The organism is Mycolicibacter virginiensis (assembly GCF_022374935.2).
Lineage (GTDB): Bacteria > Actinomycetota > Actinomycetes > Mycobacteriales > Mycobacteriaceae > Mycobacterium > Mycobacterium virginiense.
In genome coordinates this window covers 926,097-951,466 of record NZ_CP092430.2, presented here as the reverse complement: position 1 = coordinate 951,466, position 25,370 = coordinate 926,097, and the positions used below count along the sequence as shown (strand labels likewise).

At 67.3% G+C, this 25,370-nt stretch carries 24 protein-coding genes, 1 tRNA gene and 1 pseudogene; 11 read left to right on the top strand and 15 right to left on the bottom strand.

Features of this window, described 5'->3' with window-relative positions:
• Nucleotides 1-82 precede the first annotated feature (82 nt).
• The gene (locus MJO54_RS04690) at nt 83-841 is read right to left on the bottom strand and encodes a DUF2182 domain-containing protein (RefSeq protein ID WP_234821612.1); all 759 of its coding nucleotides are present in this window, start codon (nt 839-841) and stop codon (nt 83-85) included.
• Nucleotides 842-866: 25 nt separating this feature from the next.
• Nucleotides 867-1,331 (bottom strand): heavy metal-responsive transcriptional regulator, encoded by a 465-nt coding sequence (locus MJO54_RS04685; RefSeq protein WP_046285514.1) that lies wholly within the window; start codon nt 1,329-1,331, stop codon nt 867-869.
• Between the two features lie 71 nt (nt 1,332-1,402).
• Here MJO54_RS04685 and MJO54_RS04680 point away from each other — a divergent pair, with 71 nt between their 5' ends.
• From MJO54_RS04680 to MJO54_RS04665, 4 genes and pseudogenes are all read left to right on the top strand, one after another.
• Nucleotides 1,403-1,738: a DUF1490 family protein gene (locus MJO54_RS04680; protein WP_414826532.1), complete on the top strand. Its 336-nt coding sequence runs from the start codon at nt 1,403-1,405 to the stop codon at nt 1,736-1,738.
• Nucleotides 1,739-1,793: 55 nt separating this feature from the next.
• The gene (locus MJO54_RS04675; protein WP_125078595.1) at nt 1,794-4,142 is read left to right on the top strand and encodes a heavy metal translocating P-type ATPase; all 2,349 of its coding nucleotides are present in this window, start codon (nt 1,794-1,796) and stop codon (nt 4,140-4,142) included.
• A gap of 39 nt (nt 4,143-4,181) precedes the next feature.
• A complete protein-coding gene (locus tag MJO54_RS04670) occupies nt 4,182-4,673 on the top strand; it encodes a transposase (RefSeq protein WP_133055903.1) in 492 nt (163 codons plus the stop codon).
• Between the two features lie 51 nt (nt 4,674-4,724).
• Nucleotides 4,725-5,922, top strand: a pseudogene (locus MJO54_RS04665) (heavy metal translocating P-type ATPase); the annotation flags it as partial.
• A gap of 216 nt (nt 5,923-6,138) precedes the next feature.
• Here the strand turns inward: MJO54_RS04665 and MJO54_RS04660 are convergent.
• From MJO54_RS04660 to MJO54_RS04650, 3 genes are all read right to left on the bottom strand, one after another.
• Complete coding sequence (locus tag MJO54_RS04660) at nt 6,139-7,155, bottom strand: cation diffusion facilitator family transporter (RefSeq protein WP_082108489.1); 1,017 nt, start codon at nt 7,153-7,155, stop codon at nt 6,139-6,141.
• A complete protein-coding gene (locus MJO54_RS04655; protein ID WP_082108488.1) occupies nt 7,139-7,483 on the bottom strand; it encodes a TFIIB-type zinc ribbon-containing protein in 345 nt (114 codons plus the stop codon). Before MJO54_RS04655 ends, MJO54_RS04660 begins: the two co-directional genes overlap by 17 nt.
• Before the next feature lie 167 nt (nt 7,484-7,650).
• Nucleotides 7,651-8,418, bottom strand: a complete 768-nt coding sequence (locus tag MJO54_RS04650) for a DUF1275 family protein (protein WP_085263410.1) — start codon at nt 8,416-8,418, stop codon at nt 7,651-7,653.
• Between the two features lie 237 nt (nt 8,419-8,655).
• Here MJO54_RS04650 and MJO54_RS04645 point away from each other — a divergent pair, with 237 nt between their 5' ends.
• On the top strand, nt 8,656-9,258 hold the full coding sequence (locus tag MJO54_RS04645; protein ID WP_046285971.1) for a methyltransferase family protein: 603 nt from the start codon (nt 8,656-8,658) through the stop codon (nt 9,256-9,258).
• Nucleotides 9,259-9,295: 37 nt separating this feature from the next.
• On the top strand, nt 9,296-9,952 hold the full coding sequence (locus tag MJO54_RS04640) for a class I SAM-dependent methyltransferase (protein ID WP_082108384.1): 657 nt from the start codon (nt 9,296-9,298) through the stop codon (nt 9,950-9,952).
• Nucleotides 9,953-9,994: 42 nt separating this feature from the next.
• Here the strand turns inward: MJO54_RS04640 and MJO54_RS04635 are convergent, their stop codons facing one another.
• The 3 genes from MJO54_RS04635 to MJO54_RS04625 all read right to left on the bottom strand — a co-directional run bounded on the left by MJO54_RS04635 (nt 9,995) and on the right by MJO54_RS04625 (nt 13,549).
• On the bottom strand, nt 9,995-10,660 hold the full coding sequence (locus MJO54_RS04635) for a cation efflux transmembrane domain-containing protein (RefSeq protein ID WP_046285981.1): 666 nt from the start codon (nt 10,658-10,660) through the stop codon (nt 9,995-9,997).
• A gap of 292 nt (nt 10,661-10,952) precedes the next feature.
• Entirely contained in the window at nt 10,953-13,160 is a 2,208-nt protein-coding gene (gene ctpC, locus MJO54_RS04630; RefSeq protein WP_224865678.1) for a manganese-exporting P-type ATPase CtpC, read from the bottom strand.
• A 101-nt stretch (nt 13,161-13,261) separates the two neighbouring features.
• Entirely contained in the window at nt 13,262-13,549 is a 288-nt protein-coding gene (locus MJO54_RS04625; RefSeq protein WP_105295685.1) for a DUF1490 family protein, read from the bottom strand.
• A 184-nt stretch (nt 13,550-13,733) separates the two neighbouring features.
• Between MJO54_RS04625 and MJO54_RS04620 the strand changes: the two genes are divergently transcribed.
• Nucleotides 13,734-14,411, top strand: coding sequence for a DedA family protein (locus MJO54_RS04620; protein ID WP_082108382.1), 678 nt, complete (start codon nt 13,734-13,736; stop codon nt 14,409-14,411).
• 583 nt (nt 14,412-14,994) lie between these two features.
• Here MJO54_RS04620 and MJO54_RS04615 read toward each other — a convergent pair.
• From MJO54_RS04615 to MJO54_RS04590, 6 genes are all read right to left on the bottom strand, one after another.
• The gene (locus tag MJO54_RS04615; RefSeq protein ID WP_046285973.1) at nt 14,995-16,104 is read right to left on the bottom strand and encodes a type II toxin-antitoxin system RelB family anti-toxin; all 1,110 of its coding nucleotides are present in this window, start codon (nt 16,102-16,104) and stop codon (nt 14,995-14,997) included.
• Nucleotides 16,088-16,708, bottom strand: coding sequence for a hypothetical protein (locus tag MJO54_RS04610; RefSeq protein ID WP_224864599.1), 621 nt, complete (start codon nt 16,706-16,708; stop codon nt 16,088-16,090). Before MJO54_RS04610 ends, MJO54_RS04615 begins: the two co-directional genes overlap by 17 nt.
• Before the next feature lie 176 nt (nt 16,709-16,884).
• Nucleotides 16,885-17,883: a hypothetical protein gene (locus MJO54_RS04605; RefSeq protein ID WP_046285974.1), complete on the bottom strand. Its 999-nt coding sequence runs from the start codon at nt 17,881-17,883 to the stop codon at nt 16,885-16,887.
• Nucleotides 17,870-18,418, bottom strand: coding sequence for a DUF6932 family protein (locus tag MJO54_RS04600; RefSeq protein ID WP_046285975.1), 549 nt, complete (start codon nt 18,416-18,418; stop codon nt 17,870-17,872). Before MJO54_RS04600 ends, MJO54_RS04605 begins: the two co-directional genes overlap by 14 nt.
• Nucleotides 18,419-18,457: 39 nt before the next feature.
• The gene (locus MJO54_RS04595; RefSeq protein WP_046285976.1) at nt 18,458-19,063 is read right to left on the bottom strand and encodes a hypothetical protein; all 606 of its coding nucleotides are present in this window, start codon (nt 19,061-19,063) and stop codon (nt 18,458-18,460) included.
• 165 nt (nt 19,064-19,228) lie between these two features.
• Entirely contained in the window at nt 19,229-19,567 is a 339-nt protein-coding gene (locus MJO54_RS04590) for a helix-turn-helix domain-containing protein (RefSeq protein ID WP_224864597.1), read from the bottom strand.
• Nucleotides 19,568-19,695: 128 nt separating this feature from the next.
• Between MJO54_RS04590 and MJO54_RS04585 the strand changes: the two genes are divergently transcribed.
• The 4 genes from MJO54_RS04585 (at nt 19,696) to MJO54_RS04570 (ending at nt 24,026) form a co-directional block, all read left to right on the top strand.
• Nucleotides 19,696-20,640: a site-specific integrase gene (locus MJO54_RS04585; RefSeq protein ID WP_224864596.1), complete on the top strand. Its 945-nt coding sequence runs from the start codon at nt 19,696-19,698 to the stop codon at nt 20,638-20,640.
• A gap of 6 nt (nt 20,641-20,646) precedes the next feature.
• Nucleotides 20,647-22,074, top strand: a complete 1,428-nt coding sequence (locus MJO54_RS04580) for a hypothetical protein (protein ID WP_224864595.1) — start codon at nt 20,647-20,649, stop codon at nt 22,072-22,074.
• A gap of 220 nt (nt 22,075-22,294) precedes the next feature.
• A tRNA-Arg gene (locus tag MJO54_RS04575) sits at nt 22,295-22,370 on the top strand.
• A gap of 456 nt (nt 22,371-22,826) precedes the next feature.
• Nucleotides 22,827-24,026, top strand: coding sequence for an IS30 family transposase (locus MJO54_RS04570; protein ID WP_165604537.1), 1,200 nt, complete (start codon nt 22,827-22,829; stop codon nt 24,024-24,026).
• A gap of 35 nt (nt 24,027-24,061) precedes the next feature.
• Here the strand turns inward: MJO54_RS04570 and MJO54_RS04565 are convergent, their stop codons facing one another.
• Nucleotides 24,062-25,252, bottom strand: a complete 1,191-nt coding sequence (locus tag MJO54_RS04565; protein ID WP_046287112.1) for an IS481 family transposase — start codon at nt 25,250-25,252, stop codon at nt 24,062-24,064.
• Nucleotides 25,253-25,370 lie beyond the last annotated feature (118 nt).

Sequence of the window (25,370 nt, the reverse complement as noted above, 5' to 3'; positions counted from 1 at the left end):
AACCTGGCCAGCCAACCCATTACTGGGCCCGTGGCCAGGGCCTTGAGCCACGGTTGCTGCGTCGTGGTGATGACGAGTTTCATTAGACGAGGTGGCTGACAAATGCGGGATGCACCAGCAGCGCAACGCCAACAACTACGAGCGTCGCCGCTGTCCAGCGCCTGACCCGGTCGCCGAAGGGGGCCGTTCTCTCCAGCCAGATCACCACCGAAAGCGACAGCATCCACGCCAATTGCATGGTGCCGAGGGCGATCAGGAGTACGAACAGCATCCAGCAACTGCCTAGGCAAAACATGCCGTAGCGGCCGCCGGCAACAAGCGCCCGTGCCAGACCGTAGTCGGGGCGCTGGCCGGGCGGCAGAGACAACGGCATCGGCCAGCGGCAGTGCCGCAGGCAGGTCGCCTTCAGCGGTGTGAGCTGATACAGCCCGGCGGCGACGGCCACCGCGCCGGCCAGGCGGCCGGCCCACCCAGATCCGTGCGCCACCGGTCCAGTGAAGTGGCTCCACGCGACAAAGGCAGGGATGCCGGTGGCGCTCCACAGCGCCAAATATCCGGCGACGAAGATGAGCGCCGGAGCCGCGGCGGCGCGGGCGTAGGAGCGAACCACGGGCACGACCGCGGGAAGCATCATCGCCGCCATCATGGCCACCCACGCGATGAGGAACGCGGAGAACGACATCGGTGACTGGCCCCCCATGGACATTCCTGAGTCGCCGTCCATGGTCATTGTGTCGCCGCCCATGCCGCGGGCGCTGACCACCGACCACCACCAGCCCACCCCTGCCACACTCAGCAGGACTGCCGGCAACCACACATCGGTCCATGACCGCCCGGGCACGTCGCTGCCGTCTTGGTCAGGCCTTCTATCCGCCACCGGCGCCCGCTGTCTCGTCGCGGGGACGGCTGAGGTCGACGGGGACCTCGGCATCCAGGTCGCTTTCCAAAATCCAGCACACCGTGGACTGGTCGTGTTCGGTGGGCGCGGCGTGCGCCGCGTAGTCGAGAAGGGTCTGCAAGTGGCCTTCGAGGGCGACAAGTTCGGCGATCTGCGCGCGGACTTGGTCGAGACGGGTACTAAGGACTTGTCGCACGTGCCCGCACGGCACCTCGCCCCGGTCGTGGATCGCCAGGATCTGGCGCACCTTCTGCAAGGTCAGCCCCGCCGCTTGGCCTCGATGGATGAACCGCAGCCGGTCCACGAACTCGGGCCCATAGTCGCGATACCCCGACGCCGTGCGCGCCGGAGGCGGCAGCAACCCCGAGTCTTCGTAGAAGCGAATGGTTTTCGCGCTGGTGTTACTGAGTTTCGCAAGCTCGCCGATCTGCATGTCACCCATCCTTGACCTTCCAGTGCACTGGAAGGTCAAGGATGGGTTCGTCACCGCTTGACGGGGCAACGATGAGGAAGGGAGTGTTCGCGATGGTGCGGCAGGGAGTATTGGGAAAGGCGGCGCCGCCGGTGAGCCACGCGGTGGCGTTTGCGGCCTATGCGGCGCTGCACACGGCATTGGCGAAGGCTCCGTGGCGCAAGGCAACGGTCAAGGCTACCGCCTGGGGTCTGCGCGTTGCGCGAACGACCGAGCGCAAGACCAGGGAGACCGCCGAGCGGGCTCGCTTGACGGTGGCCGACGTGCTGGCCGAGGCGGTCGAAAGCCTCGGGGAGGAAGTCCCACCGCCAGCGGCGGCCGACGCGACCCGGATGACAACCAGTGAGCCTGATGATGCTGACCGCTGAAGCTACTCCGGATGCCGGTGCCACGCCGGTCGTGGTATCCGCCGCGGCGGGCCGCATGCATGTGCGCGCCACCGGGGTTGAGTTCGATGAGGCCCGTGCCGCTGCGATCGAGGACACGGTCGCCACGGTGAGCGGTGTGCGCGCCGTGCAGGCCTATCCGCGCACGGGATCGGTGGTGGTCTGGTATTCGCCCAGCCGGTGCGACACCGCGGCCATCGTGTCGGCGATCGCCGATGCCGAGCACATTCCCGCGGCGTCAGTGCCCGCGCGTGTCCCGCACTCGGCCGATGTCGGCAGCGGCGGCATTGTGGGCAAGGTCGTCGGGGGGATCGCGCGAACGCTGCTGGGGCCGCGCGGTGACGAGCTCGACCGGCCGCCGGAGATCGAGCGGCTGCGGCAGGCGCTCGATCGTATCGGCTATCACCTCGAGCCGGCCGCCGCGACCCCGCCGTCGCCGCGCGAGGAGGCCAGACGCGGGATTCGGGCCTGGTGGCGGCGGGTGTGGCTGGCCTGGCCGTTGGGGCTGGTGTCGATGTCGGCACCGATGCTGTTCGGCGCTTACCCGTGGGCGGGCTGGCTGGCGTTCGCCGCGACGGTGCCGGTGCAATTCATTGCGGGGTGGCCGTTCCTTAAGGGGGCGGTGCAGCGGGCGCGGGCGTGGACCGCGAACATGGACACGCTGATCGCGCTGGGCACACTGACCGCGTTTGGCTACTCCACCTACGAGCTGCTCGCCGGTGGCCCGCTGTTCTTCGACACCGCGGCGCTGATCATCGCGTTCGTCGTGCTGGGCCGCTATTTCGAGGCCAGGGCCCACGGCAAGACGCGGGAGGCGATCAGCAAGCTGCTGGAGATGGGCGCTAAGGAAGCCCGGCTGCTCGTCGACGGACAAGAAATTCTCGTCCCTGTGGATCAGGTGCAAGTCGGAGACCTGCTGCGGGTGCGGCCCGGCGAGAAGATCCCGGTCGACGGCGAGGTCACCGACGGGCGCGCCGCCGTCGATGAGTCGATGCTGACCGGCGAGTCCGTCCCGGTCGAGAAATCGGTGGGTGACCGTGTTGCCGGGGCGACGGTCAACACCGACGGGCTGCTGACCGTACGGGCCACCGCCGTCGGCGCCGACACCGCGCTGGCGCAGATCGTCCGCCTCGTTGAGCAGGCCCAGGGCGGTAAGGCCCCGGTCCAGCGGCTGGCCGACCGGGTCTCGGCGGTGTTCGTGCCGGCCGTCATCGGTGTTGCCGTCGCGACGTTTGCCGGGTGGACGCTGATCGCCGCCAACCCGGTCGCCGGCATGACCGCCGCGGTGGCGGTGCTGATCATCGCCTGCCCCTGCGCGCTGGGCCTGGCCACCCCCACCGCGATCATGGTCGGCACCGGCCGCGGCGCGGACCTGGGGATCCTGGTCAAGGGCGGCGAGGTGCTGGAAGCCTCCAAGAAGATCGACACCGTGGTGTTCGACAAGACCGGCACCCTCACCCGCGCCCAGATGCGGCTCACCGATGTTGTCGCCGGCCAGCGACACCAGCGTGATCAGGTGCTGCGGATCGCCGCAGCGGTCGAATCCGGCTCCGAACACCCCATCGGCGCGGCGATCGCCGCCGGCGCGCGCGAACGGGGACTGGAGGTTCCGGCCGCCACCGCGTTCGCCAGCCTCGCCGGGCTCGGGGTGCGCGCCGAAATCGACGGCCGACCCGTGCTGATCGGGCGGCGCACGCTCGTCGACGAGCACGATCTGCTGCTGCCTGAGCACCTTGCCGCGGCAGCTGCGGAGCTCGAAGAGCAGGGCCGCACCGCGGTATTCGTCGGCCAAGACGGGGAAGTTGTGGGTGTGCTCGCCGTCGCCGACACGATCAAGGACGACGCCGCCGACGCGATCCGTCGACTGCACGCCATGGGGCTGCAGGTCGCCATGATCACCGGCGACAACGCCCGCACCGCGGCCGCGATCGCCCAACAGGTCGGCATCGACCAGGTTCTGGCCGAGGTATTACCGCAGGACAAGGTGACCGAGGTCCGGCGACTCCAGGACGAGGGCCGGGTAGTCGCCATGATCGGCGACGGCGTCAACGACGCCCCCGCCCTGGTACAGGCCGACCTGGGCATTGCGATCGGCACCGGCACCGACGTGGCCATCGAAGCCTCCGACATCACCCTGATGGCCGACCGGCTCGACGGTGCGGTGCTCGCGCTCCAGCTCTCGCGGCGCACGCTGCGCACGATCCACCAGAACCTTGGCTGGGCCTTCGGCTACAACACCGCCGCCATCCCCCTTGCCGCGCTCGGCCTGCTGAACCCGATCATCGCGGGTGCCGCGATGGGGTTCTCCTCGGTCAGCGTGGTGACCAACTCGCTGCGGCTACGCCGCTTCGGTCGACAGTTACCCCGGCAACGGCCGCTCAGGTAGTTGACATCACAGCTTGAGGGCGTTACGGAGGATGCGGAAATGCCACCACGGCGGCGCTCGTTTACCCCCGAGTATCGGGCTAAGGCCGCGCACATGGTGATCGATGGGCACCGACGGGTTGCCGAGGTCGCCCGTGAGTTAGACCTGCACAAGGATCTGCTGTACACGTGGGTGCGTGACGAGCGGTGGCGGATGGCCAAGGTCCGCAGCACCGACACCCAGTGGACGGACCCCACTGCAGGACAACCGCTTTCGGTGCAGGAGCGCGCAGAATTGGTGCGGCTACGAGCGACCGTCGCCCAACAGGCCAAAGAAATCGCCTTTCTGGAAGAGGCCTCGGCGCACTTCGCTGCCGCAGCATCGAAGGTGAGCCGCTTCCACGAACTCATGCCAGCGGAGTGCGTCTGTCGGGACGTGAACCGGATAGCTGAACTGTTGGACGTGTCGACTTCCAAACCGCCACCAAAACGAGCACGTTTCACCACCGATAGCATGGCAAACTCAGTCCATCGGGATTGTCATTTGACCTGAGGCACCGCAGGTCAAACGGCCACGAGTGCCTCAGATCAAATGACAACGGACACCAGCCAGCGGCTGGCCGATCGCATCGCACGACCGCTGGTGCCAACCATCATGATCGCCGGGGCGCTGATCGCCGGGGTTGGCAGCGTCTTCGGTAGCCCGCTGGTCTGGATCGAACGCGCTCTGGTGGTTTTGGTCGCAGCGTCCCCGTGCGCGCTGGCCATCGCAGTGCCGGTGTCCGTGGTGGCGGCCATCGGCGCCGCCTCCAAACTCGGTGTACTGATCAAGGGCGGCGCCGCGCTGGAGGCGCTGGGCACCATCGGCGCGATCGCCCTAGACAAGACCGGAACGTTGACGGCCAACCGGCCCACCGTCATCGACGTCGCCACCAGCAACGGCGCCACCCGCGAGGAGGTCCTGGCGGTGGCGGCCGCGCTGGAGGCCCGCAGTGAACACCCCCTGGCCGCGGCCATCCTCGCCGCCACCCCAGCGCCGACCGCCGCCGCCAGTGACGTGCAAGCCATCCCCGGGGCCGGGCTGACCGGCCGCCTCGACGGGCATGCCGTCCGTCTGGGTCGGCCCGGCTGGCTCGACCCCGTCGACCTCGCCGATCAGGTGGCGCGCATGCAACAAGCCGGGGCCACCGCGGTTCTCGTCGAACGCGACAATGTGCTGCTCGGCGCCATCGCCGTACGCGACGAACTACGCCCAGAAGCCGCCGAGGTCATCGCCGCGTTACGCGCCGGCGGTTATCAGGTGACGATGCTCACCGGCGACAACCACGCCACCGCGGCCGCCCTGGCCACCCAGGCCGGGATCGAGCACGTCTATGCCGAACTGCGCCCGGAGGACAAGGCCCACCGGGTCGCGCAGCTGCGTGCCCGCCGGCCCACCGCGATGGTCGGCGACGGCGTCAACGACGCACCGGCCCTGGCCGCCGCCGACCTGGGCATCGCGATGGGCGCCATGGGAACCGACGTCGCCATCGAAACCGCCGACGTCGCCCCGATGGGCCAAGACCTGCGCCACCTGCCCCAAGCACTCCACCACGCCCACGGCTCCCGGCAGATCATGCTGCAAAATGTCGGACTATCCCTGGGTATCATCGCCGTGCTGATGCCGCTGGCGCTGTTCGGAACGCTCGGGCTGGCCGCGGTCGTGCTTGTGCACGAGCTCACCGAGGTCGTCGTCATCGCCAACGGCGTGCGCGCCGGACGCATCAAATCACTTACCGGGCCAACCCAAGACACCCGACCGCCTCACGGTGACGGTGGGACGACTATTGCCGCGACAGGCCGGCCAGCGCGACAACCGACATAATCCGCGGTTCCCCACGGTCACCGACCAAGATCTGCCCACCGCAACCGCAGCAGTCATGGTGGTGGACAGCCAGAACGCCGGTATGCGGCGCCGCGAGGTGACATGTATGCCGGCCGGGGCCGCACGCGCGGCCACGACGTCGCGCTACCCCGGATTATGGGCGGGCACTGGCCCGCGCGGTTGGGCGCAGCCCTCGGACGCGGGTGTGGCCATCAGGGGTGGCGTGGTCGATCTGCACGGTGGTGTGCTCGACGTGAAACTCGTTGTGCAGCACCGTTTCCATGCGGGAGCGGACCGCGTGGCAGTCGGCTTCGCCGGTGACGAGCACATGCGCCGACATCGCCGGCTGACCGGAGCTGATCTGCCACACGTGCAGATCATGCACCTCGACCACCTGGGGTATCGCGGCGATCCTGTCGTTGATCTCGGCCGGGTCCAGGTCTGCGGGGGCGGCCTCTAGAAAGATCCGCCCGGCCTCGCGGACCAGGCCCCACCCCGCTTTGGCCATCAACGCCGCCACCACCAGGGCCGCAATAGCGTCGGCGCGGGCGAAGCCGGTGGCCCACACCACCGCCCCGGCGATCGCGGTGCCGATGAACGCGTACAGGTCGTTGAGGATGTGCTGAAAAGCACCCTCGACGTTCAAACTGGTGCGGTTCGCCCGGCTGATCGACCAGGTGGCGGCAATGTTCACGACGATCCCGGCCAGGGCGGTGAACAGCACCAGCGGGCCGGCAACCTCCGGCGGGGTGATCAGCCGGCGCACCCCTTCGTAGACGAACCACACCGTCAGCAGCAGCAGAGTGATCCCGTTGGCCTGCGCGGACAAGATCTCCACCCGCTTGAACCCGTAGGTATAGCGGCCCCGCGCCGGACGCCGCGCCAGCCGGATCGCGATCAGCGCCAACACGATCGACGCCGCGTCGGTGAGCATGTGCCCGGCATCGGAGATCAATGCCAGCGAGTTCGCCACCAGGCCGATGACCACCTCGACGGCCATGAACGCGACGATCAAGCCCAGCGCGATCCCCAGCCACCTGCGGTCCGCGTCCGCCGACGCCCCGTGGCCGTGATCGTGCCCGGTGTCGTCGGTGCGGCCAGCACCGGAGTCGTGGGCAGGTCGCGGCGCCGACGCGGTAGCGTCGGCGCCGCCGTCAGTGGTGCCCGCCATGGCGCCCCCCGTAGTAGCCTCCGCCGCTGAACAAGCCGCCAAGAAAGCCGCCCTGTCGGGGGCGTTCGGCATACATCGGCGGCGCCGGGTAGGGCTGCGGCACATACCCGCCTGGCGGCGGTTGCTGCGGCTGCTGTTGGGCGGCGTAGAACCGGCGCTCGGCCTCGGTGAGCTGCTCAATCTCCCCCAGGTCGAGGAAGATGCCGCCGCAGCCGGTGCACTGATCGATCGTCACCCCGAACCGCTGTACCGGCAGCATCTGCGATGCACACCGCGGGCACAGCAGCGCCGACTCCCTCGCTTCCCGTGATCCGCGCTGGTCTTCCACTTCTCGGCTCCTCTCCGGCCGGTTCCCGATCGACTGCCGGGAGTCTATCTAAAAATGCGTACATATGCATGTGTGCATACGATTCGTCATGCGCCTGGCACCGCGGCTATGTCTCCCGCAGGATCCCAACGCCTGAACGCGGGAAGGGCAACTGAGCGGGGACGCGGTCAGCGGGCATCGGTCCGCGCCGGCTCGGCGGTCGCACAAGCACGGGATGTGCGACGTCTGCGGTCATGCAGCAGGCTTGCCGCCGCGACGGCCGCGCAGACCGCTGCGGGGATGATCAGCGCGTAGCCGCCGAACCAAATACCGGTCAGTACCCCGGCTGCGCCGCCGGCCAGGAACAGCAGCAAGGTCGCGGTAAGGACGGCTGTTTTCCACTTCTCGATTCCGTGCCGGCGGCTGCGGCCCAGCATCAGCCCGAGGTCGGTGATGGTGCCGGTGAAGTGCGTGGTGCGGATCGCCATCCCGCCCAAGCTTGAGGTCACGCCGTTTTGCAGTCCCAGCGCCGCGGCGGCAAGTCCAGCCTGGACCACGGTTCGCTCCACGCCGAACGTGGAAAGTGTCGCCTGGACCACGGTTTCCTCGACCCCGATCGCGGCAAGCAACAACAGCGCGGCTTCAGCTACCAGCACCGCGGCATGGCGCGGGCCGGTGTCGGTGTGGGTGGGCGCCAGAACCGCGCCCGCTGCCGCGGTGCCGCCCAGGAACCCGAACAGGATCGCCGCGAGCACATGGCCTTCATACAACCAGGGGTTCGGGTTGCCCGTGTTCATGCCCAACTCAGTGGTTACCGCGGTGAGGTTGCCCACCGGGAACGCCAACACCAGCAGGGCCACCGCGTTGACAAACCCGGCGACCCCGGCCAGCAGCCCGCTGTACCCGAGCACCAGTACCCGCGGGGCCCACGGCGCGGGCGTCGGCGTATGCGGCATCATCGCTCCCTGTCCGGTGGTCCGCGGCGGGCGCAACGCTAACAACGCAAGCTTACGACCACGTGACCACTTGTCTAATTGTCTGAGTCGCGGCTGCCCGCCGGTGTCGCCGCTGGCGCGTGGTGCCCTCCGACGACCGCTCGAAGCGCCGAAGGACGGATGTGAGGCTTCGACTAGCCACCATAACATGCATACATTACTATGTGTAGATATGTGCTGGGTCGGAGGAGTTTCCTGATGGCTCTCATCGCAGTGGTGCTCTATCTCGTGTTCGGTGTGCTCGGGTTCGGGTGGCGCAGCTGGCGGCAGTGGCGCATGACCGGATCGACGGGCTTTCGCGGTGTCAGCGGCCGGTTCGGATCGCTGGAGTGGATCGCCGGCGTCGGGTTCGTCGCGGCGGTCGTCATCGGTGTCGCCGCGCCGCTGCTTCAACTGGCCGGCATGCTTTTCCCGCTCGAGGTGTTGCTCGCGACGTGGATACAGACGACCGGCGTTGTGGTCGCTGTGGCCGGCATCGGCGCAACCGTCTACGCGCAGCACGACATGGGCGAGTCCTGGCGGATCGGGGTCGACCCCAACGAGGCAACGACGTTGGTGCGCCACGGTGTGTTCGCGGTGGTCCGCAACACGATCTTTTCCGCGATGCTGGTTTTCGCCGCCGGGTCCGTGCTCGTGGCGCCCAATCCGCTTGCGCTCGCCGGTTTCGCGCTGCTGGTCGCCGCGATCGAGCTGCAGGTCCGCGGTGTTGAAGAGCCCTACCTTCGCACCGTGCACGATCAGCAGTACCACGCCTACACCGCCGCGGTCGGGCGTTTCGTTCCCCGAGTCGGGCTGTCCTGACGCCGCGACTGGGTGTGCGCAGGGCCAGCAGATGTTGATGGATCGGGCGGAAACCGCGCTGGTGAACAGCTTGCCGCGGCGCTGGCTGCAAAGCTGTTATGAAGCGCCGCTGCTGGCGCGATGCGGCGGTCGGCTCATCCCGGGATCGCGGGCCCTGGAGATCGGATGCGGTTCCGGATACGGCACGCAGCTGATGCTGGAGCGGTTCGGCGCCACCCGTGTCGACGCGGTGGATCTGGACCCGGCGATGATCCGACGAGCGAGCCGGCGGCTGGCCCGCTACGGCGACCGGGTTCGGCTCGCCCAGGGCAGCGCGACCGACCTGCGTGCGGCGCTGGATGCCGACGACGCGAGCTATCATGCGGTGTTCGACTTCGGGGTCGTCCACCACATCCCGGACTGGCGCAACGCGCTGGCCGAGGTCGCCCGGGTGCTGAGACCGGGTGGGCGGTTCTACTTCGAAGAAGTCACCGCTCATGCCTTGGCCTGCGACGACCGGTTCACCGTCGAACAGTTCCTCGACGAACTCACCCGGTGCGGCCTCGTGGTCCTCGGGTCGATCACCCGCATCCGTGGCGATTATCTGCTCGGGGCCGCCGACAAACCCCTCTCGGGGCAACAGGATCGAGTCTCGCGGCAACAGGATCGAGCGGCAGGTGGTCCTGGCTGCGCCGGCCCGCTTCACGCCGGTTGATCCACCAGCATCTCGGCCGCGACGACGCAACCAGCCCGTGGGTCAGCAGCCGCAGTCCTCACCCCGCCAGGACCGAAAACCTTGCCAGACCGCGGCGGCGGCAACGCCCAGCCCGATCACCGGATCGAGCCACCAGCCGCCGGACCAGTTGGCGGTAACCGCCAGGCCAGTCAGCACCGCGGCGGCCTGCACTGCGCACAGATAGTTCTGCGCGCCCTCCCCGGCGGTGGCCGCCGAGGCCAACCGGGCACCCAGGATGCGTTGGCCACGCCCCAAGACCGGCATCACCAGCACCGCGAACGCGGTCAACACGATGCCGATCACGCTGACCTCGGGGTGGCGTTCACCGAAGAGGTGATGGACCGATTCGGCGGCGATGTAGGGGGCGGTCAGCCAAAACGACACCGCCACACCGATTTGCGCGCGGCGCTCGGCCGTCGCCGACAGGGTCCGCGAACCGGTGAACCGCCAGATCACCACCACGCCGGCCAATGCCTCGGCCACACTGCCCAATGCCCAGCCGGTCAGGGCGACCGACCCAGCCGCCAACCCCTGCCACAAGCCCACGACGGCCTCCACGGCCAGAAACACCAGGCTGATCCACGCCAGCCCCCGCGCCCATCGGGCGTCCCGCAGCCATCCTGCGTCGCGTACAACCGGTGCCGGCGCAGCGTGCCCCGATTCCGCACAGCATGTGTCGTCGACCAACTCGGCGGGACCGCCCGCCGGATCGAAGTCAGCCACCACAACCCCACTATCTGCATTTGATTGCTCTTATGATCAGGCCACGGCGGCGGGACCCACGACCGCCACACCTACCCGCTCGGCAGCAGCGCGCCGCCGCCAAAACCCCACTCATCACCCGGTAGGACCCCGGGTGACCTCGATTGTAGGCGGTCGACACCCCCAGGCCAGGGTGCCTACCGCCAGGAACTGGCGGTAGGCACCCCGTTCATCGGTGCGCGACGCTCACCACACACACGCCGACGTTAGGCGACCGTCAGCGAGGCGGTTCTAGATCCGCCGACGAGACCGAGACCATCGCGCCGCCCCGCCGCTGGCGACCGCCCTCCGTCTCGGTGGACTGGACCCCGCCATCACGCGATCCGTTACCGGCGAGGCGGTAGCGGATCAGCCGGGAGCTGTTAGTGGCCACAGCCACCGAGGACGCGTTGTGCAGGATCGCCGCGAGCACCGGCGACAGCGCGCCGACGGCCCCGATCAGCAGCCCGGCGGCGTTGACCGCGATCGACATGCCGTAGTTCTGCCGGATGACCTGGACGGCACGTGCGCCCAGGTCGGGCACGTCGAGCAGGCGTTGCAGGTTGTCGTTAGCCAATGCGACATCGGCGGTCTCGACGGCCACATCGGTTCCGGCCAACCCCATCGCGATCCCGATATCGGCGCTCGCCAGCGCCGGGGCGTCATTGACCCCGTCGCCGACCATCCCCACGACGTACCCCTCTGCCTGCAGCGCGCGTACCGCCTCGAGTTTGTCGTCGGGGAGTACTTCGGCGCGCCACTCGTCGATGCCGAGTTCGCCCGCAACCGCGGCGGCGGTATCGGAATGGTCGCCGGTGAGCATGACGATCCGGCGTATTCCGTTGGCTCGCAGCTTCGTCAAGACCTCAGCGGCCTCGGGACGGACCTCGTCGCGCAGGCTGATCAACCCCACCAGCGTGCCGTCCACCGCAAGCAGCAGCGGGGTTTCGGCCTGCTTGCGCAGCTTGTCGACCCACTCTGTGGCTTTCTTCGACACCCGGACCTTCTCGGCGCGCAGCAGCGACGGGCTGCCCAGCAGCAGGATCTGCCCATCGGCCCAGGTGCGCATCCCCAGCCCTACCAGCACCTCGCATTGCTCGTGCGGCGGAATACTGATATGGCGTTCCTCGGTCGAGCGGATCACCGCCTCGGCCAGTGGGTGACGCGAGTGGATCTCCGAGCTGGCGGCATAGGCCAAGACCTCCTCGGGCTGCCAGCCCTTATGCAGTGCAACAATATTCGTCACCACCGGGCGTCCCACCGTGAGCGTGCCGGTTTTGTCGAACACCATCGCGTCCACCTGGCCCGCCCGCTCCAGATGCGAGCCGCCCTTGATCAGGATGCCGCGGCGCGCCCCGTTGCCGATCGCCGCACTGATCGCCGTCGGCGTGGACAGCCCCACCGCGCACGGGCAGGCGATCAGCAGCATCGTCATCGCCCGGCGGACATCGCCGGTGAGCACCAAGGTGAGTGCCGACAGCAGGAACGACGCGGGCACGAAGCGCCGCGAGAAGTTCTCCCCGACGGTCTGGATCGGCGCCCGATCGAGCTGGGCCTCCTCGACGCGGGTAACGATGCGGCCGATCACCGTTTCCTTACCCACCGCGCGGGCGCGTACCACCAACCGTCCGCGCACCACCACCGACCCGGCGTGCACCGCTGCCCCCGCGATGATGCTGACCGGCAGGTTTTCCCCGGTGATCGCGGCCTGATCGACAACCGCCTCCCCGTCGATGACCTCGCCATCGACCGGGATCGCCACGTGATCGTGCACGATCACCTCGTCACCGATCTCCACCGTGTCGATCGGCACCTGGACCTCGGTGCCGTCGGCGGTACGGATCCACGCGGTGTCGGCGGTGCCGCGCAGCAGCTCGGAGATCGCCCGCCGGGTGCGCCGCACGGTCAGATCTTGCAGATACTCACCGATATTGAGCAGCCACAGCACGGTGAGCGCGACCACGTTCTCGCGCAGGACAAGGCTGGCGATGATCGCCGCAGTGACCAACGTGTCGGTGCCCGCGCGACCCGAGCGCAGCGACCGCAGCGCGCCGCGCAGGAACGGATAGCCCATGAAGACGGTTGCCCCGGTGGCGACCAACTGCCCGGTTGGGCCCAGCATCGGCGGCCGCCGGAAGCCGTAACGGCGCACACCCAGTAGGAACAGGGCCGCCCCGCCGATGACCATGCGCAGCACATCGGTGTTGCGGACGTCAGCTGATCGCGGCGTGCGCGCGGGGATCATCTCGTCGGCCACATGCTCAGCCGCGGCGATCGCCGCTAGCAGCGACGGCCGATCGGCGCGCCGTGGCGAGTACCACACCACCACCGATCCGGTGTGTGGGTAGGCGTGCACTGCCCGCACCCCGGGCTGGCGGCCCACCGACTCTTCCACCGCCACGGCACGACGCGAATTCGAACAGACCCACGCAACCGTGACCCGCATCCGCCCGGCCGCATCGGAAGCCACCTCGAAAGCAGGATCATCGACAGCCGCATCCGACACGATCGTCAGCGCGGCATGGTTGGCAGCAGTCACCGACGCCATCAGTGGTCGTGGTCGTGGTCGTGCACGTCAGCGGCGGCAGGAGGCTGGACCTCTTCGCCGATACGCTCGCGGGCCTCGGCCATCACATCGGAGGCCTTCAGCCGGGCCGACTCCGCGACGACCTCGGCGCGCCGCGTCCCGCGCAAACCCAACTCCGTCGTTGCGACGGCGGCCCGGCGAACGGGCGCCTTCCCGAGCGCCTTCTTCAACACCTCGTAGGCGCTGACCCCGACCAGCCCGGTGACCACCGTGGCCCCCGCTTTCGCCAACAATCCATACATTGCGATCAGTAACCTTTCGTTCCGCTTCTGCCCCAGTTGGCATACCGCTCAATCCTTCGCCGCTGACGTTAACATCTAAACATTGCAATATCAACATGTATTATGGATCCGCGGGTGTCGGACGCTGCTTGCCGCGACCCGGCCACAGCCGAGCTCCTGCGACCATGGGGGCTGCCCTGAAAGGGGATTCATGCAGCAATTCGTTATCAGTTTCGGGCTGGTCGCGGTCTTTGCGCTGATGGTGGCCGAGTCGGCCGGCATCCCGATTTCCTCCGAGGCCACCATGCTGCTCGGTGGAGCGCTGGCCGGCGGCGCGGTGGCCGGCATACACATGGACCTCCCGCTGGTGATCGCGGCCGGCACCGCCGGCAACCTGGCCGGCAGCTATCTGGGCTGGGCGGCGGGCCGCTACGGCGGCCGGGCCGCCCTGCGCCGCTGGGGCCACCACCGGTGGCTAAACAAGGCCCACCTCGACCGAGCGCAGCGATGGTTTGCCCGCCACGGTGCCGCCTCGGTGTTCTACGGGCGCCTGCTGCCGGTCATCCGCAGCTTCATTTCGCTTCCGGCCGGGCTCGCCGGTATGCGACCGGCCCGCTTCGGCATCTACACCCTGCTGGGATGCCTGCCCTGGACCACGGCACTGGCCGGAGCCGGCTACGCCATCGGCGCGAACTGGCGGACCGTTGCCCACTCTTTGCACTCGCCCGCCGCCCTCATCATCGCCGGGACCCTCGCCGTCCTCATCGCCGCCGCGACAGTCTTCATCATCCGCCGCCGCCGTGCTCGCCGCGCTGGTGAACGCTCGACACTGCTGCTCGTGGAACCGACCAGCTGCACCGGTGAGCGCCGCCCGATGGGCGACCATTAGGTAAGACCGCCAGACAGCGGCGGACCTACCGGTCTGCCAGCTCTGGTCCGCTGATCTGCAGCACCGCCGGCGATGAACTCGCGGCCCGCCGTCGCACGAGCCGTGCCGCGCGAAGGCCTTGGGCATCGTCACATTGCCGAGGGCAGCTCACGCCTTCGCCCCAGGCCGCGCTGTTCGGCTGCGACTTCCCTCAGCGCCCGAACTATGCTCTGGGCTCAAAGGCGCACCTTACCGGCCTATTCGCCGGAACCGGCTAGCAAAACAGCCTCGTGACCACGACCACGACGAAGGCGGGAACCCCGACCACCCGTGTGGCCCTGGGATGATTCATGGCGCTTCAGGCTCGTCGAGGCAATGATCGGCCTCGACCGTTGCCCCCTGATGTGGGGCCACACCCATCCGCGCTTGGTGGTCCTGGCAATTGTGCTGGTGCTCGCGCCCTGCTGACTGGTGTCCCGTGGGCAGCAGTACACCACACGCACGCGACCGAGCACCGCGCCCGGGCCGATGATCGCCTACGCCGCCTACCCCGTACCAGGGGCCTGCGGATTCACCGTTGCCGGTCGGGCGCGCCTTGGTCGAGTCACGCTCGCTGTCTTCGAATCAGTGGCAGAACGTCGCCGCCCAGGGTGTGGGAAGCCGCACGGTTTGGTATCCAGAGTTCTAGTCGCTCGGGGTCGATGCCGAAGGTATGCGACGCTGCCATGTACGGCGCATCCCCGTAGGTCGACGATAGCATGTGCCACAGCAGAATTGGTTCTTCAACCCCGACCTCGACCGGCTCATGTTTGCGCCATCCCCTTGATGACACCTGAATCATCAGCGACCTATGCCGATCGGGAGAGATAAGACGCAGATCCCGGCCTCGCTGGATCAATGCCTGTATCGCGATCCCCCAGCGGGCCTTGATGCGCGCGTATCCGTTAAGGCTCAGTGACTCTGAGATATCGGCTGCGGCTACTTCGCTCGGGTATAAGAACGCGCCGGCAAAGCGGTGCGCTTCTTTCTCGCGTAACCGCTCGTCACCCACGTCCCGGTGGTGATGCAGCTTCAAATGGCCCAGCTCATGCGCGACTGTGAACCGCTGCCGGTCGCCGGCACTCGTCGGCGTGTACATCACCAGTGCTGATTTCGGTGTTGCTCTGGACATCCCGGAATGGCCATCAAACGCTGGATGTTCCGCCCCGAGTCGAACCAGCGGGGCAACGGCCGCCCCTGCACGCTCAACGGCACGCATGACATGCGTAATGGGTTGGTTCCGCGGAATCCCGAGTTCATCCCGGGTAGCCGTTGCGATACCTTCGATATCCGCGGCGGTGATATCAGCGGTGACCGGTTCAAGAGCTAACGGCGTTCTTTCCGATGCCTCCATAAGTCGACTGGCAATGCGTTGTAGCTCCTCGAAGCAGCGCAGCGCAGCCCTGGTAGCTTTGGCGCCCGCACCGGCGGTCTTACGAAAATGCACTGCTGCCGGGTCCACGGGCGATGACACCGAATCGAAGAACGACAGCGGCATTCGCACGGCCGCGCAGACTGTAGCAACCAATGCTGGCGACAGCTCTCGATCGCCCCTTTCGACCGCGGAGATCGTCGATTGAGGTACACCGGCCTTCTGAGCCAGTTCGGTTTGTGTCAGCTGGAGCAGTTCGCGAAGGTCGTTTAGCCGGGCACCGGGGCTAGGCGCTCCCGCCACTGCCGTCCTCCTCGTCGTAGCTGACCGTGGTCTCGTCAAGGTCTTCGTCTAGGACCTCGAAACGCATTGCCTCGAAGTCAGTTTGCGTTCGCGGGAGGTCGGCCGACAAATCGATCGGCACACCGCGGTGCGAGCTACCTGGCCCTATGGGGCGCACGACTCGCAGTGAGACCTCGGCGTCGCATTCATCCCATAATGTCAGCAGGTTGTGGGAGAGGTTTTTGGACGCCCCCCACAACGCCAGCTGCGCGCACGGCCGGTTGCGATAGTAGGCACGGCGGCGGGTGTTGGATCCGGCGCACGGCACACCGCCGGGAGTGGGTGCCTCACGTAGGAGCCGTATCGCTAAGTCACTGCCTGAGTGAATGAGGTGGATAGCGCCGTTTTGACTATGCCGCTTCCAATCGATGGACCAGCTGTCGACCGCGTGCGCGCTCAAGTAGTCGAAGACCTCGCTGCGGTAGTGCGCGGTCCGTAACCATCGCTTGTCGTCACCGGTGGTGATGCCCAGCACCTCAAGCCGATGCCGTGCATGGCCGAAGGCGTCATGGAGCGGTTCGACCAGCGGCGATATCCGATGTACGAGATGCTGAATGTTTCTCACGGCGCGATAATATCGCGATGATGCGATATTATCGCGCTTAATGAAACAGCGTGTCGCGAGAAGCGCGGCCGGTTTGGCCCGGTGGAGACCGGCGTACCACGCCGACAACGCGCGGCGGCCACCGCCACGACGGACGCCCTGATCAGTAGGCCGCGCAGTACATCTCAACGAGGGCGCTAGGACTGCTCGTCCCCGAGGCGGTGGACGGCTTGGGCGGTGTACGTGGTTTTGACCGCGCCGCCTGGCGTGGTTTCGATCTTCATAATCGCGTCGATGCGTACCCTGTCGCCGACGGCGAGTCCGCGGGTTTCGTGTCCGCCGATCCGGCCGAGTTTGACGGTGACGGTGTCGCCGTCGTCTTGTTGGATCAGCCAGGATGATACGGCGCTGACGGTGAGGTATTCGCCGATGACCTCGACGTACTGCTCATCGAGGTTGGCGTTTTCGACGGTGGTCGCGATGTAGGCGGCCGCGGCGGCGGATACGGTGACCCTGCGGGTGGTGCGTTCGGGTTGTTGCCAGTCGATTTCGATGTCGAATCCGGCGCGGTCCAGCGTCTTGGACAAATCGCGCACCGCGGAGGCGGTACGGGGCCCCATCTCGCCGAGTTCTCGCACGAACACCGAGTTCGCCGGGCTAGGGCCAATGTCATTGCCGGCGGTGAATACGTCGATGGCCGCCCCGATCGCGGTGTCGAGCAGCTGGTCGGTGGTTTCGAGTTCGGCGAACATGCCGACCTTGCCGTCCCCGTGTCCGGTTTCGGTGATCGGCGAGGTTGCCGGCATGATCGTCAGCACGATCGAACCCGGGCCGGGTGAGGCCTTCAGCAGCAGATCGGTGCGGTGGCGCACGTCGGCGTTGGGTTGGCGCCCCAATGATTTGTCCCCTTGCTGGGCGGCGCCGACCGCGGTGGCCAGCCGCTGAAATCCGGTCATGACCCGCGCCACCTCCGACACCCGTGCCGACGCACCGGTCACCCCTTCGCCGGTGATGCGGATGTTGCCCCGCGAAGCGCGGGTGCGGCCCAGGCCGTCGTCGTCGTCGATCAGGGCCTCGATGCTGATCCGGGACAGGTCGTCAGGCGTGGTCCAAGTCGGTGAGTCGTCGCCGGCCATCGCGGCCAGGATCGCGGCCTGCATCCGGTCCAGCTGTTCGTCGCTGTCACTGGTAGTCATCGACGATCACCTCCACATAGCCGCGGCGCGGCAAGGCGTCGTCCCGCGCCGGGATCGAACCGCGTGTGCCGCATCGTATTCGCTGCAGGTAATCATCCACCTGCCCGCGGCGTTCAAGGTACGGGGTCAGATAGCGGTCCTCGGTGTTCGGGTCGGGCTGGCAGTGCCAGGCGAGGAGTTGAGTGTCCACCTGCACTCCGACAATGCGGCGGACCTTACCCCGTTGGGCAAAGGCTGCCAGCGTGTGGACGCTGGTGGGGTTCAGGTGCGCCTTGGCCAGCTCAAGGTCCTCGGCCCAGTACGCACAGGACACCACCTGTGGTTCGGGATCGTCGGAAAGGAATTGCCCGTAAAGCCACGCGGCGTTGACGTGCACGTGTCGGCGCAGCAGGTTCGTCGCAGACTCCCAATCCTGCCACAGCCTCTGTCGATGAGCGCCACGCCCGTCGACGAAGCGCTGACGCACCTCGATCCGGGTTGCACGATATCGGCCGGGGGGCAACAACCCGTGCGTTGGGTCCAACTCCGGAATCACAACACCGCCCCTTCTGCCGACCGCCGTGCGCGAGTGGCTCTACCTGACTGCGTGCGCTGGTCCGCCGTCCCCCTGTCCTACGGTCAACTGTGACCATGGTGCGCCATCGGGTGCGTCCTGGTCGGTCGACGCGGCGAACAGCGCATCGATGACCTCGTCGATGCGTGCCACCGCGTCGCGCGCCGCCTCGGCGAGCCGCTCGGCCGCCGCTGGCTGGCCGGTGTCGGCCAGCGCGGCCTGCAGGTTTTCCCGCGCGGCCAGCAACCGGCCGAAATCCGCCCCGGCGGCGGCCGGGGCCTCGCCGGCGGTGAAGGCGCGGATCAACTCATCGAGCGCCTTGCGCTGCCGGGTGCTCATCCGCTGGGCTTCCCGCGGCGGCTGATACGCAACATCCGAGGGGGCGCTCACTCCCGCCGCCGCGAATGCGGTGTTCTCCGAGACATCGGCCAGATAAGCGATCGCCCGGATCGACGCATCCGAGGGCCGGGTCGCGTAGGTACCCTGCCGTAGCCGGTTGAGGGTCGCGTGCGAGATATCGTGACCGGCGCTCTGCGCCAGCTCCGCCAGCCGGCGTCCCGACGCGCCACCGTGCCGCTTCACTGCAACATCAATCAGGTCGATCAACGACCTCGGAGTCTTCACCATGGCTTGGCACCCACTTCCCGGCTACGCTGACGCGCGCGCGTGCGCGCGCGAGCCCCAGTGTTCTGGAACATGGAACACGAGTCAAGCGCAACACGCCGTTGCGCTACGGGCGCAATCAAATCACAGGAATGTAACCTGCCTCATGTGACGGACGGCATCGGTGGGTTAGGCGGTAGCACGCCGGGTCACGCTGCGGCGGTTCGGAGTGCGGCCATGCTCGGGCCAGATCGTCCGGCCCAGGGCGTCTTCCAGCCGGGCCAGCGAACCGATATCGCACAGCACCGTGCCGGCCAGGATGCGCCCAATCGTGGTATGGGCGACCCCGCTGGTGGTGGCCAGCGCGCGCTGACCCGTCGCGGCCTCGGCCATCGCCGCGCGCAGCGCACGCGCGAGGCCCTGCGCGGCGAACGCCGACGCCGGGGCATCGGCGACCAATTCGGCATCCGGCCACGCCCCCGAGGCCACGTAGGCCACCGGTGGCCGGTCGGCGTTGCTGCGCGGCATGCGCCCACGATAACCGCCGATGCCGTCGCACCGGCACGACTTGTCAGACCCCTCTGCTCAAATGGTGCATACATGCACCGATATGGACGGAGGCGACGTGCACAACCAGTCATCGAAGGTGCCGCGCCATGGTGAGCGCCGGCGAGCAGCTGACCCTGCCGTTGCGCTGGGGGCCCGCCATGGCTGACGGCAGCCTAGACACGGCCGTGCAGACGGTGATCGGCGCCTGGATCGACGACGGCGTGCTGGCCGCGCAGACCCTGGACAAGTTCGGGTTGCTGCTGCGCCGGTTCGCCCGCTTCGCCGCCGCCCACGACACCACCACGCTGGCCGCCGTCGATGCGGCGCTGGTCGCGAAATTCGTTGCCGCCAAAGGACGGGCCCGGCATGGCTGCGTGTCAGACGCGGCGGTTGCAACGATGCATAACCGGCGCGCAGCACTTCGGGCGTTCTACCGCAGCGCCCGTCGTCTGCGGTTGACCCTCGATGACCCCACTACCGACATCGACGTTCCCGCCCGGCAATCGTCCCCACAGCGGCCACTCTCCAATGACGAGGCCGCCCTGGTGCGGCTATTCGCCGAACACGCCACCCCGACCCGCCACGCCGCCACCGCCGCGTTGCTGCTCGCCGGCGCGCACACCTCCGAGCTGGGGCACATCAGCGCCGCCGACATCGACCCACAGACCGCGACCGTAGGGGCGCACGGATCGCGCAAACACCGCCCGCGCGTGTTGCCGCTGGACACCTGGTCGGTGCGGGTGCTCGCTGAACGCGCCGACTACCTCACCGGCCCACTACCTACATCGGCCGCGTCGCCGGTGTTGTGCACCGCCGCCGGCGGCAGCGACGCCCATAAACAAGCCCGCGTCTGCGTCACGGTGCGCGACATCCTGTCCCGCGCCGGGCTCTCCGAGGACTCGGGCATCCGTCCCGCATCGCTGACCGCTTATGCCGCCCGACGTGAGTTCGACCGAACCGGCCGGATCGAAGATGCCGCCCACCGCGTCGGCGCGTCGTCGCTGGACGCCACCGCGGCGCTGATCGGCTACGACTGGCACGACGGGGGGTGATCCGCCGTGAGCAGGAAACCCGCGACGCCCGACCAGGCCGACGCCTATGGCGCCGGGCGGATTCAGCAGCGTCAGCTGCACCGGATCGCCACACCGATGGATCTCACCCTGCTCGAGATCGACACCATCGAAGCCGTCGCGTCCAGCGAACTCATCTATCGACTTGCTGAAACGCTGCCCGTGCATGAGCCTGGCACTCCGGGTCGGCTCCCGCACTATCCGTCCTGGGTGTATGTGCTGCACAAGGCGCTGGCCGGGGTGTTGGGCTCACACAGCAAAGCCGCCCGCGCGATGGCTCACCCCGCCTACTGGCGTTCGATCCGCCATCACGCCGCTGCCCATCACGCACCGAAAGCACGGCGGTGCCCCCCGCAGCGCTGGCACCACAACTACGCCCAACACCTGCTCGACGAGCACGCCAACGAGCTGCTCGACGCGTTCCGGCCTTTGGCCCGCCGGTTGGCCATCGAGCTCGGCTGCCTGGACCCCGCCGCTACGGTGTCGCACACCGATCCCGCCCGCGGACAATACGTCGTCGGCGATGGCACCGTGGTGGCCGCGCCGGTCCGCAAGATCACCGCCGAGCGGTGGGCCGAACAGGGCGGACGCACCGTGCACGCCGGTATCGAGGTCCAAAACGGCGAATATGACAGCGAATTTCGTTGGGGCACCAAATTCGTGCTACTCGGCACCCGACCGGACAACGTCCGCAACAACCGTGTGGTCCTCGACGTCGACGCCGTGCCGGCGGGCAAGGGCTACGGCGGTGAAGCCCGCATCGCCGTGGACATGATCGACCGCGTCATCGCCGACCCAGACAGCCGCTGCGACGGCGTCTGCTACGACGGGGCATTCCGCGGTAAGCACATCGACCACTGCATGAAACGCGGTCTCACCGTGCTCTCACCGGTGCACGATGGCACCCGAAAGCCCACCGCACTCGACCGCATTGACTGCAAATGCGGCGAGTCCCACGAGCTGTGGACCGCCGATGGCCGCATCTGCGAGCGGCAGGTCCTCGACACCGGACACAAACACCTCCAGACCTGCCCGACCAGCAAGATCTTCTCCCGCCGCAACGCCGACGGTAGCCACCGCTGGTATCTGGAATTCGCGACCCCGTCGTGCGGCACCGTGCACCGCGAACGCATCGACACCACCGCCGAGGACTGCGCCCGCGGCCACAACCGCGCCGAACACCTGCGCCAGCACGTCAAGACCGATGACGGCGAGAGTGTCTACGACCGCTGCTACGGCTGGCGTGAAGATAGCGAATCGCTGAACAACACCCTCGACCGTACCCTCTACGGCGGACGCATGATCGCCTACAGCGCCGTGCGACAACTGACCGTCATGCTCGGATTCGCCATCGGCCGCAACGCCATCGCAGCCTATCTGCACCGACGACGACAACCCGAAGAGCGAGCCGCCTAACGCTGTTACCACGACGATGGTCATCGCACGTCGACCACGGCCGCCCAGACGTCGCGTGGCATTTGTCATGCCAGCTAAACTCACACCCGCCACACCGTGACCGGCCGCCACTTTGTATTGGCCCGTCCGGAATGGCACCGGGACGCCCCGGACACCGCTAGAATCCGCTGGTGTCACGCCGATCGGCGGGATTTTAGTCAGGTATTCAAAGACGTCCCCCGCCCCCGTAGCTCAGGGGATAGAGCACGGCTCTCCTAAAGCCGGTGTCGCAGGTTCGAATCCTGCCGGGGGCACCATTGTGATGTCGCACGACATCGGAATAGCTCTGAACCTGCATGGCGGGTTCACATGGTCGTCGCAACACTCTCGATTGAGAGGTTGCGGCGACCATGTCGTTTTTGGAGGACTGTGCGCGGTTCGGTGACCAGCTAGCGAAGTTGGTCGATGCTGGGGTTCCGGTTAAGGAGGCTGCGGTCGCGGTCGGCCTGTCCCGTGACCGGTGCTATGCGATTCTGCGGGCCATCGGCCGGCCGGCCGGGCAGGCCCGGGGTCCTGGCAAGCGTGGTGATCAGCGTGGGGTTGCCGATCGGGACATCATCGTGGCCGTATTCGACAAGACGGGCTCGATCAATCAGGCGGCAAAAGCCTGTCGGGTATCGCATTCGGTGGCGCGTCGAATATTGGTCGTCGAGGGTCTGGTCACCACCGAGAAGATCCCGCCGAAGGGCAAGGACGAGGCCAAACGTCGTTGCATGGAGCTGCTCGCGGCCGGCTGGTCAACCGCGCAGGCAGCTCGTGAGGTCGGTGTGAACGTACGGACCGCGCGGGACTGGCGCCAGGGGATTCGCCACGTCAACAACACGCGGATCTATCCCGATGGCCGGGTCGTGGACTACAACCACGGCACCGTCTACAAACAGCCTGTGACCAGTGTGACCTGCGATGACACCGGGCCGCCGGCGATTGACGGCCGGTATCTGTCGATCGAGGATCGGGTAGCGATCGCCGAGGGCCTGCTCGGGAGGGATTCGCTGCGGGCGATCGCCGACCGGATCGGCAAGAACGTCTCCACCGTCTCGCGGGAGGTCCGCAGACACAGCATTGATGGCCGATACCTGCCGTATCAGGCCGATCGTGTGGCAGTGGCGGCCCGGGCGCGGCCCAAGGGGTCCAAACTGGTGGTGAACACGGTCCTGCGGGAGGCGGTCGAGGAAGGCTTATCGCGCAAGCTCTCACCGGAGCAGATCTCGCGCCGCCTGCGCCGGGATCATCCCGACGACGAGAGCATGTGGGTGAGCCACGAAACGATCTACCAGGCCCTCTACTTCCAGGCCCGAGGTGGCTTGAAACGAGAAGTGCAGCAAGCACTTCGGACCGGACGAACGAGACGTAAACCGCACCGCAAAGACGGCGAACGCTATCAGCGGTTCACCGACCCGATGGTGATGATCAGCGACCGCCCCGCCGAAGTCGAAGACCGTGCGATCCCCGGGCATTGGGAAGGCGATCTGATCACCGGGGAGAAGAACCAGACCGCGATCGGCACCCTCGTCGAGCGAACGACGCGCTACACGATGCTGCTGCACCTACCGGGCGGGCATGACGCCGAGACCGTGCGCGATGCACTGATCGCAACTATGAGCACCCTGCCGGCACATCTGCGGGGGTCACTGACCTGGGACCAAGGCGCCGAGATGGCCGGGCACAAGCAGTTCAGCATGGCCACCGACATGGCCGTCTATTTCTGCGATCCGGCCAGCCCCTGGCAGCGTGGCAGCAACGAGAACACCAACGGACTGCTGCGGCAGTACTTCCCCAAAGGAACCGACCTGAGCATCTACGGACCCGAAGACCTCGAACACGTCGCCCAAGAGCTCAACAGCCGCCCACGCAAAACGCTCGGCTGGGATACCCCAGCCGAGCGCCTGCGTGATCTACTACTGGCCAACTAACCAGCAGTGTTGCGACGACCCCTAGAAACCGCCCATTAGGTTCGGGGCTTTTTCCGTTTAGGTCCGGGTGGGACTCCGCGTGGTTGGTAGTCCCTGGTGGGGTCGAGGGTCAGCTGGCGGATGAGTTCGCCGGTGGCGGCGTTGATGACTCTGATGTCGAGGTCCTGGATGAGCATGAGGACTCGGGTGCCGGCGTGGGTTCGGCCGACGCCGATGTGGTGTAGCCGGCCGTTGAGGCGTAGGGAGAGGGCTCCGGTGGTGTCGACGCGGTCGTGTCGGACGCGGTTGTGGGTGTCGGTGCGGTTAGCTGGGTCGGCTTTGGGACGGGCGGTGTAGGCCGCGGTTGGGGTGGCGTGGTGGGCCAGGCTGCGGTGGGGTCGCCGGTGGTTGTATTCCTCGACGAAGGCGTCGAGTTGGGCTTGCAACTCGGTGACGGTGGTGGCCCGCGGTTGGGCTTTGAGCCATTTCTTCAGGGTTTGGTGGAAGCGTTCCACTTTTCCGCAGGTGGTGGGGTGGTTGGGGGTCGAGTTGATCTGTTGGACGCCCAGGCGGTGCAGTTCGGTTTCAAATGCGTTGCGCCCGCCCTTGCCGCCGGCCAGGCGGGTGGTGAAGACCATGCCGTTGTCGGTCAGTGTTGAGTATGGGATTCCATGGTGTTCAACGGTTTTGCGGAATTCGGTGAGGACGATGGAGCCGGTGACGCGGTGGTGGGCGGTGACCGAGAGGGCGTAGCGGGCGTGGTCGTCGATGAAGTCGAGGATTTCGATGTGTGTGCCGTCGGCGAGCCACCAGTGGGTGAAGTCGGCCTGCCAGCGTTCATTGGGCTGTTCGGCGGCGAATCGGGTGTAGGAGGATTTGGGCCGTTTGTGGGGTTGGGGGTCGATGAGTCCGGCGGCGTGTAGGTGACGGTGCACGGTGCTGTGGGCCACGGTGATGCCGTGGTGGTGTCGCAGGTGCCAGGCGATGGTCGCCGGTCCGTGGTCGAGGCCTTTGCCTGCCAGTTCCGCTCGCAGGGTGCAGATCAGTTCGATGGTGTTCTCGGGTAGCCGTGCTGGGCTGGTGTGTGGTCGGCGTGAGCGGGGTTCGAACGCGGACTCGCCTTCGAGGGCGTAACGGCGAACGAGACGGGAAATCCAGCTCTGGGAGACTCCGTATGCGAGGGCGACCTCGGATTGGCTGCGTCCCTCGATGACGACGGCGGTGATGACCAGACGGGCTTTCGACACCGCTCGACGGTGTGCCCAGCACCTATTCCGATGTCTCGAGACACGCTATTCCGATGTCCTGGAATCACACACTGCCGGGGGCACCAAGTGCGTGTGTTGTGTAGGCGCCGGGGGCGCA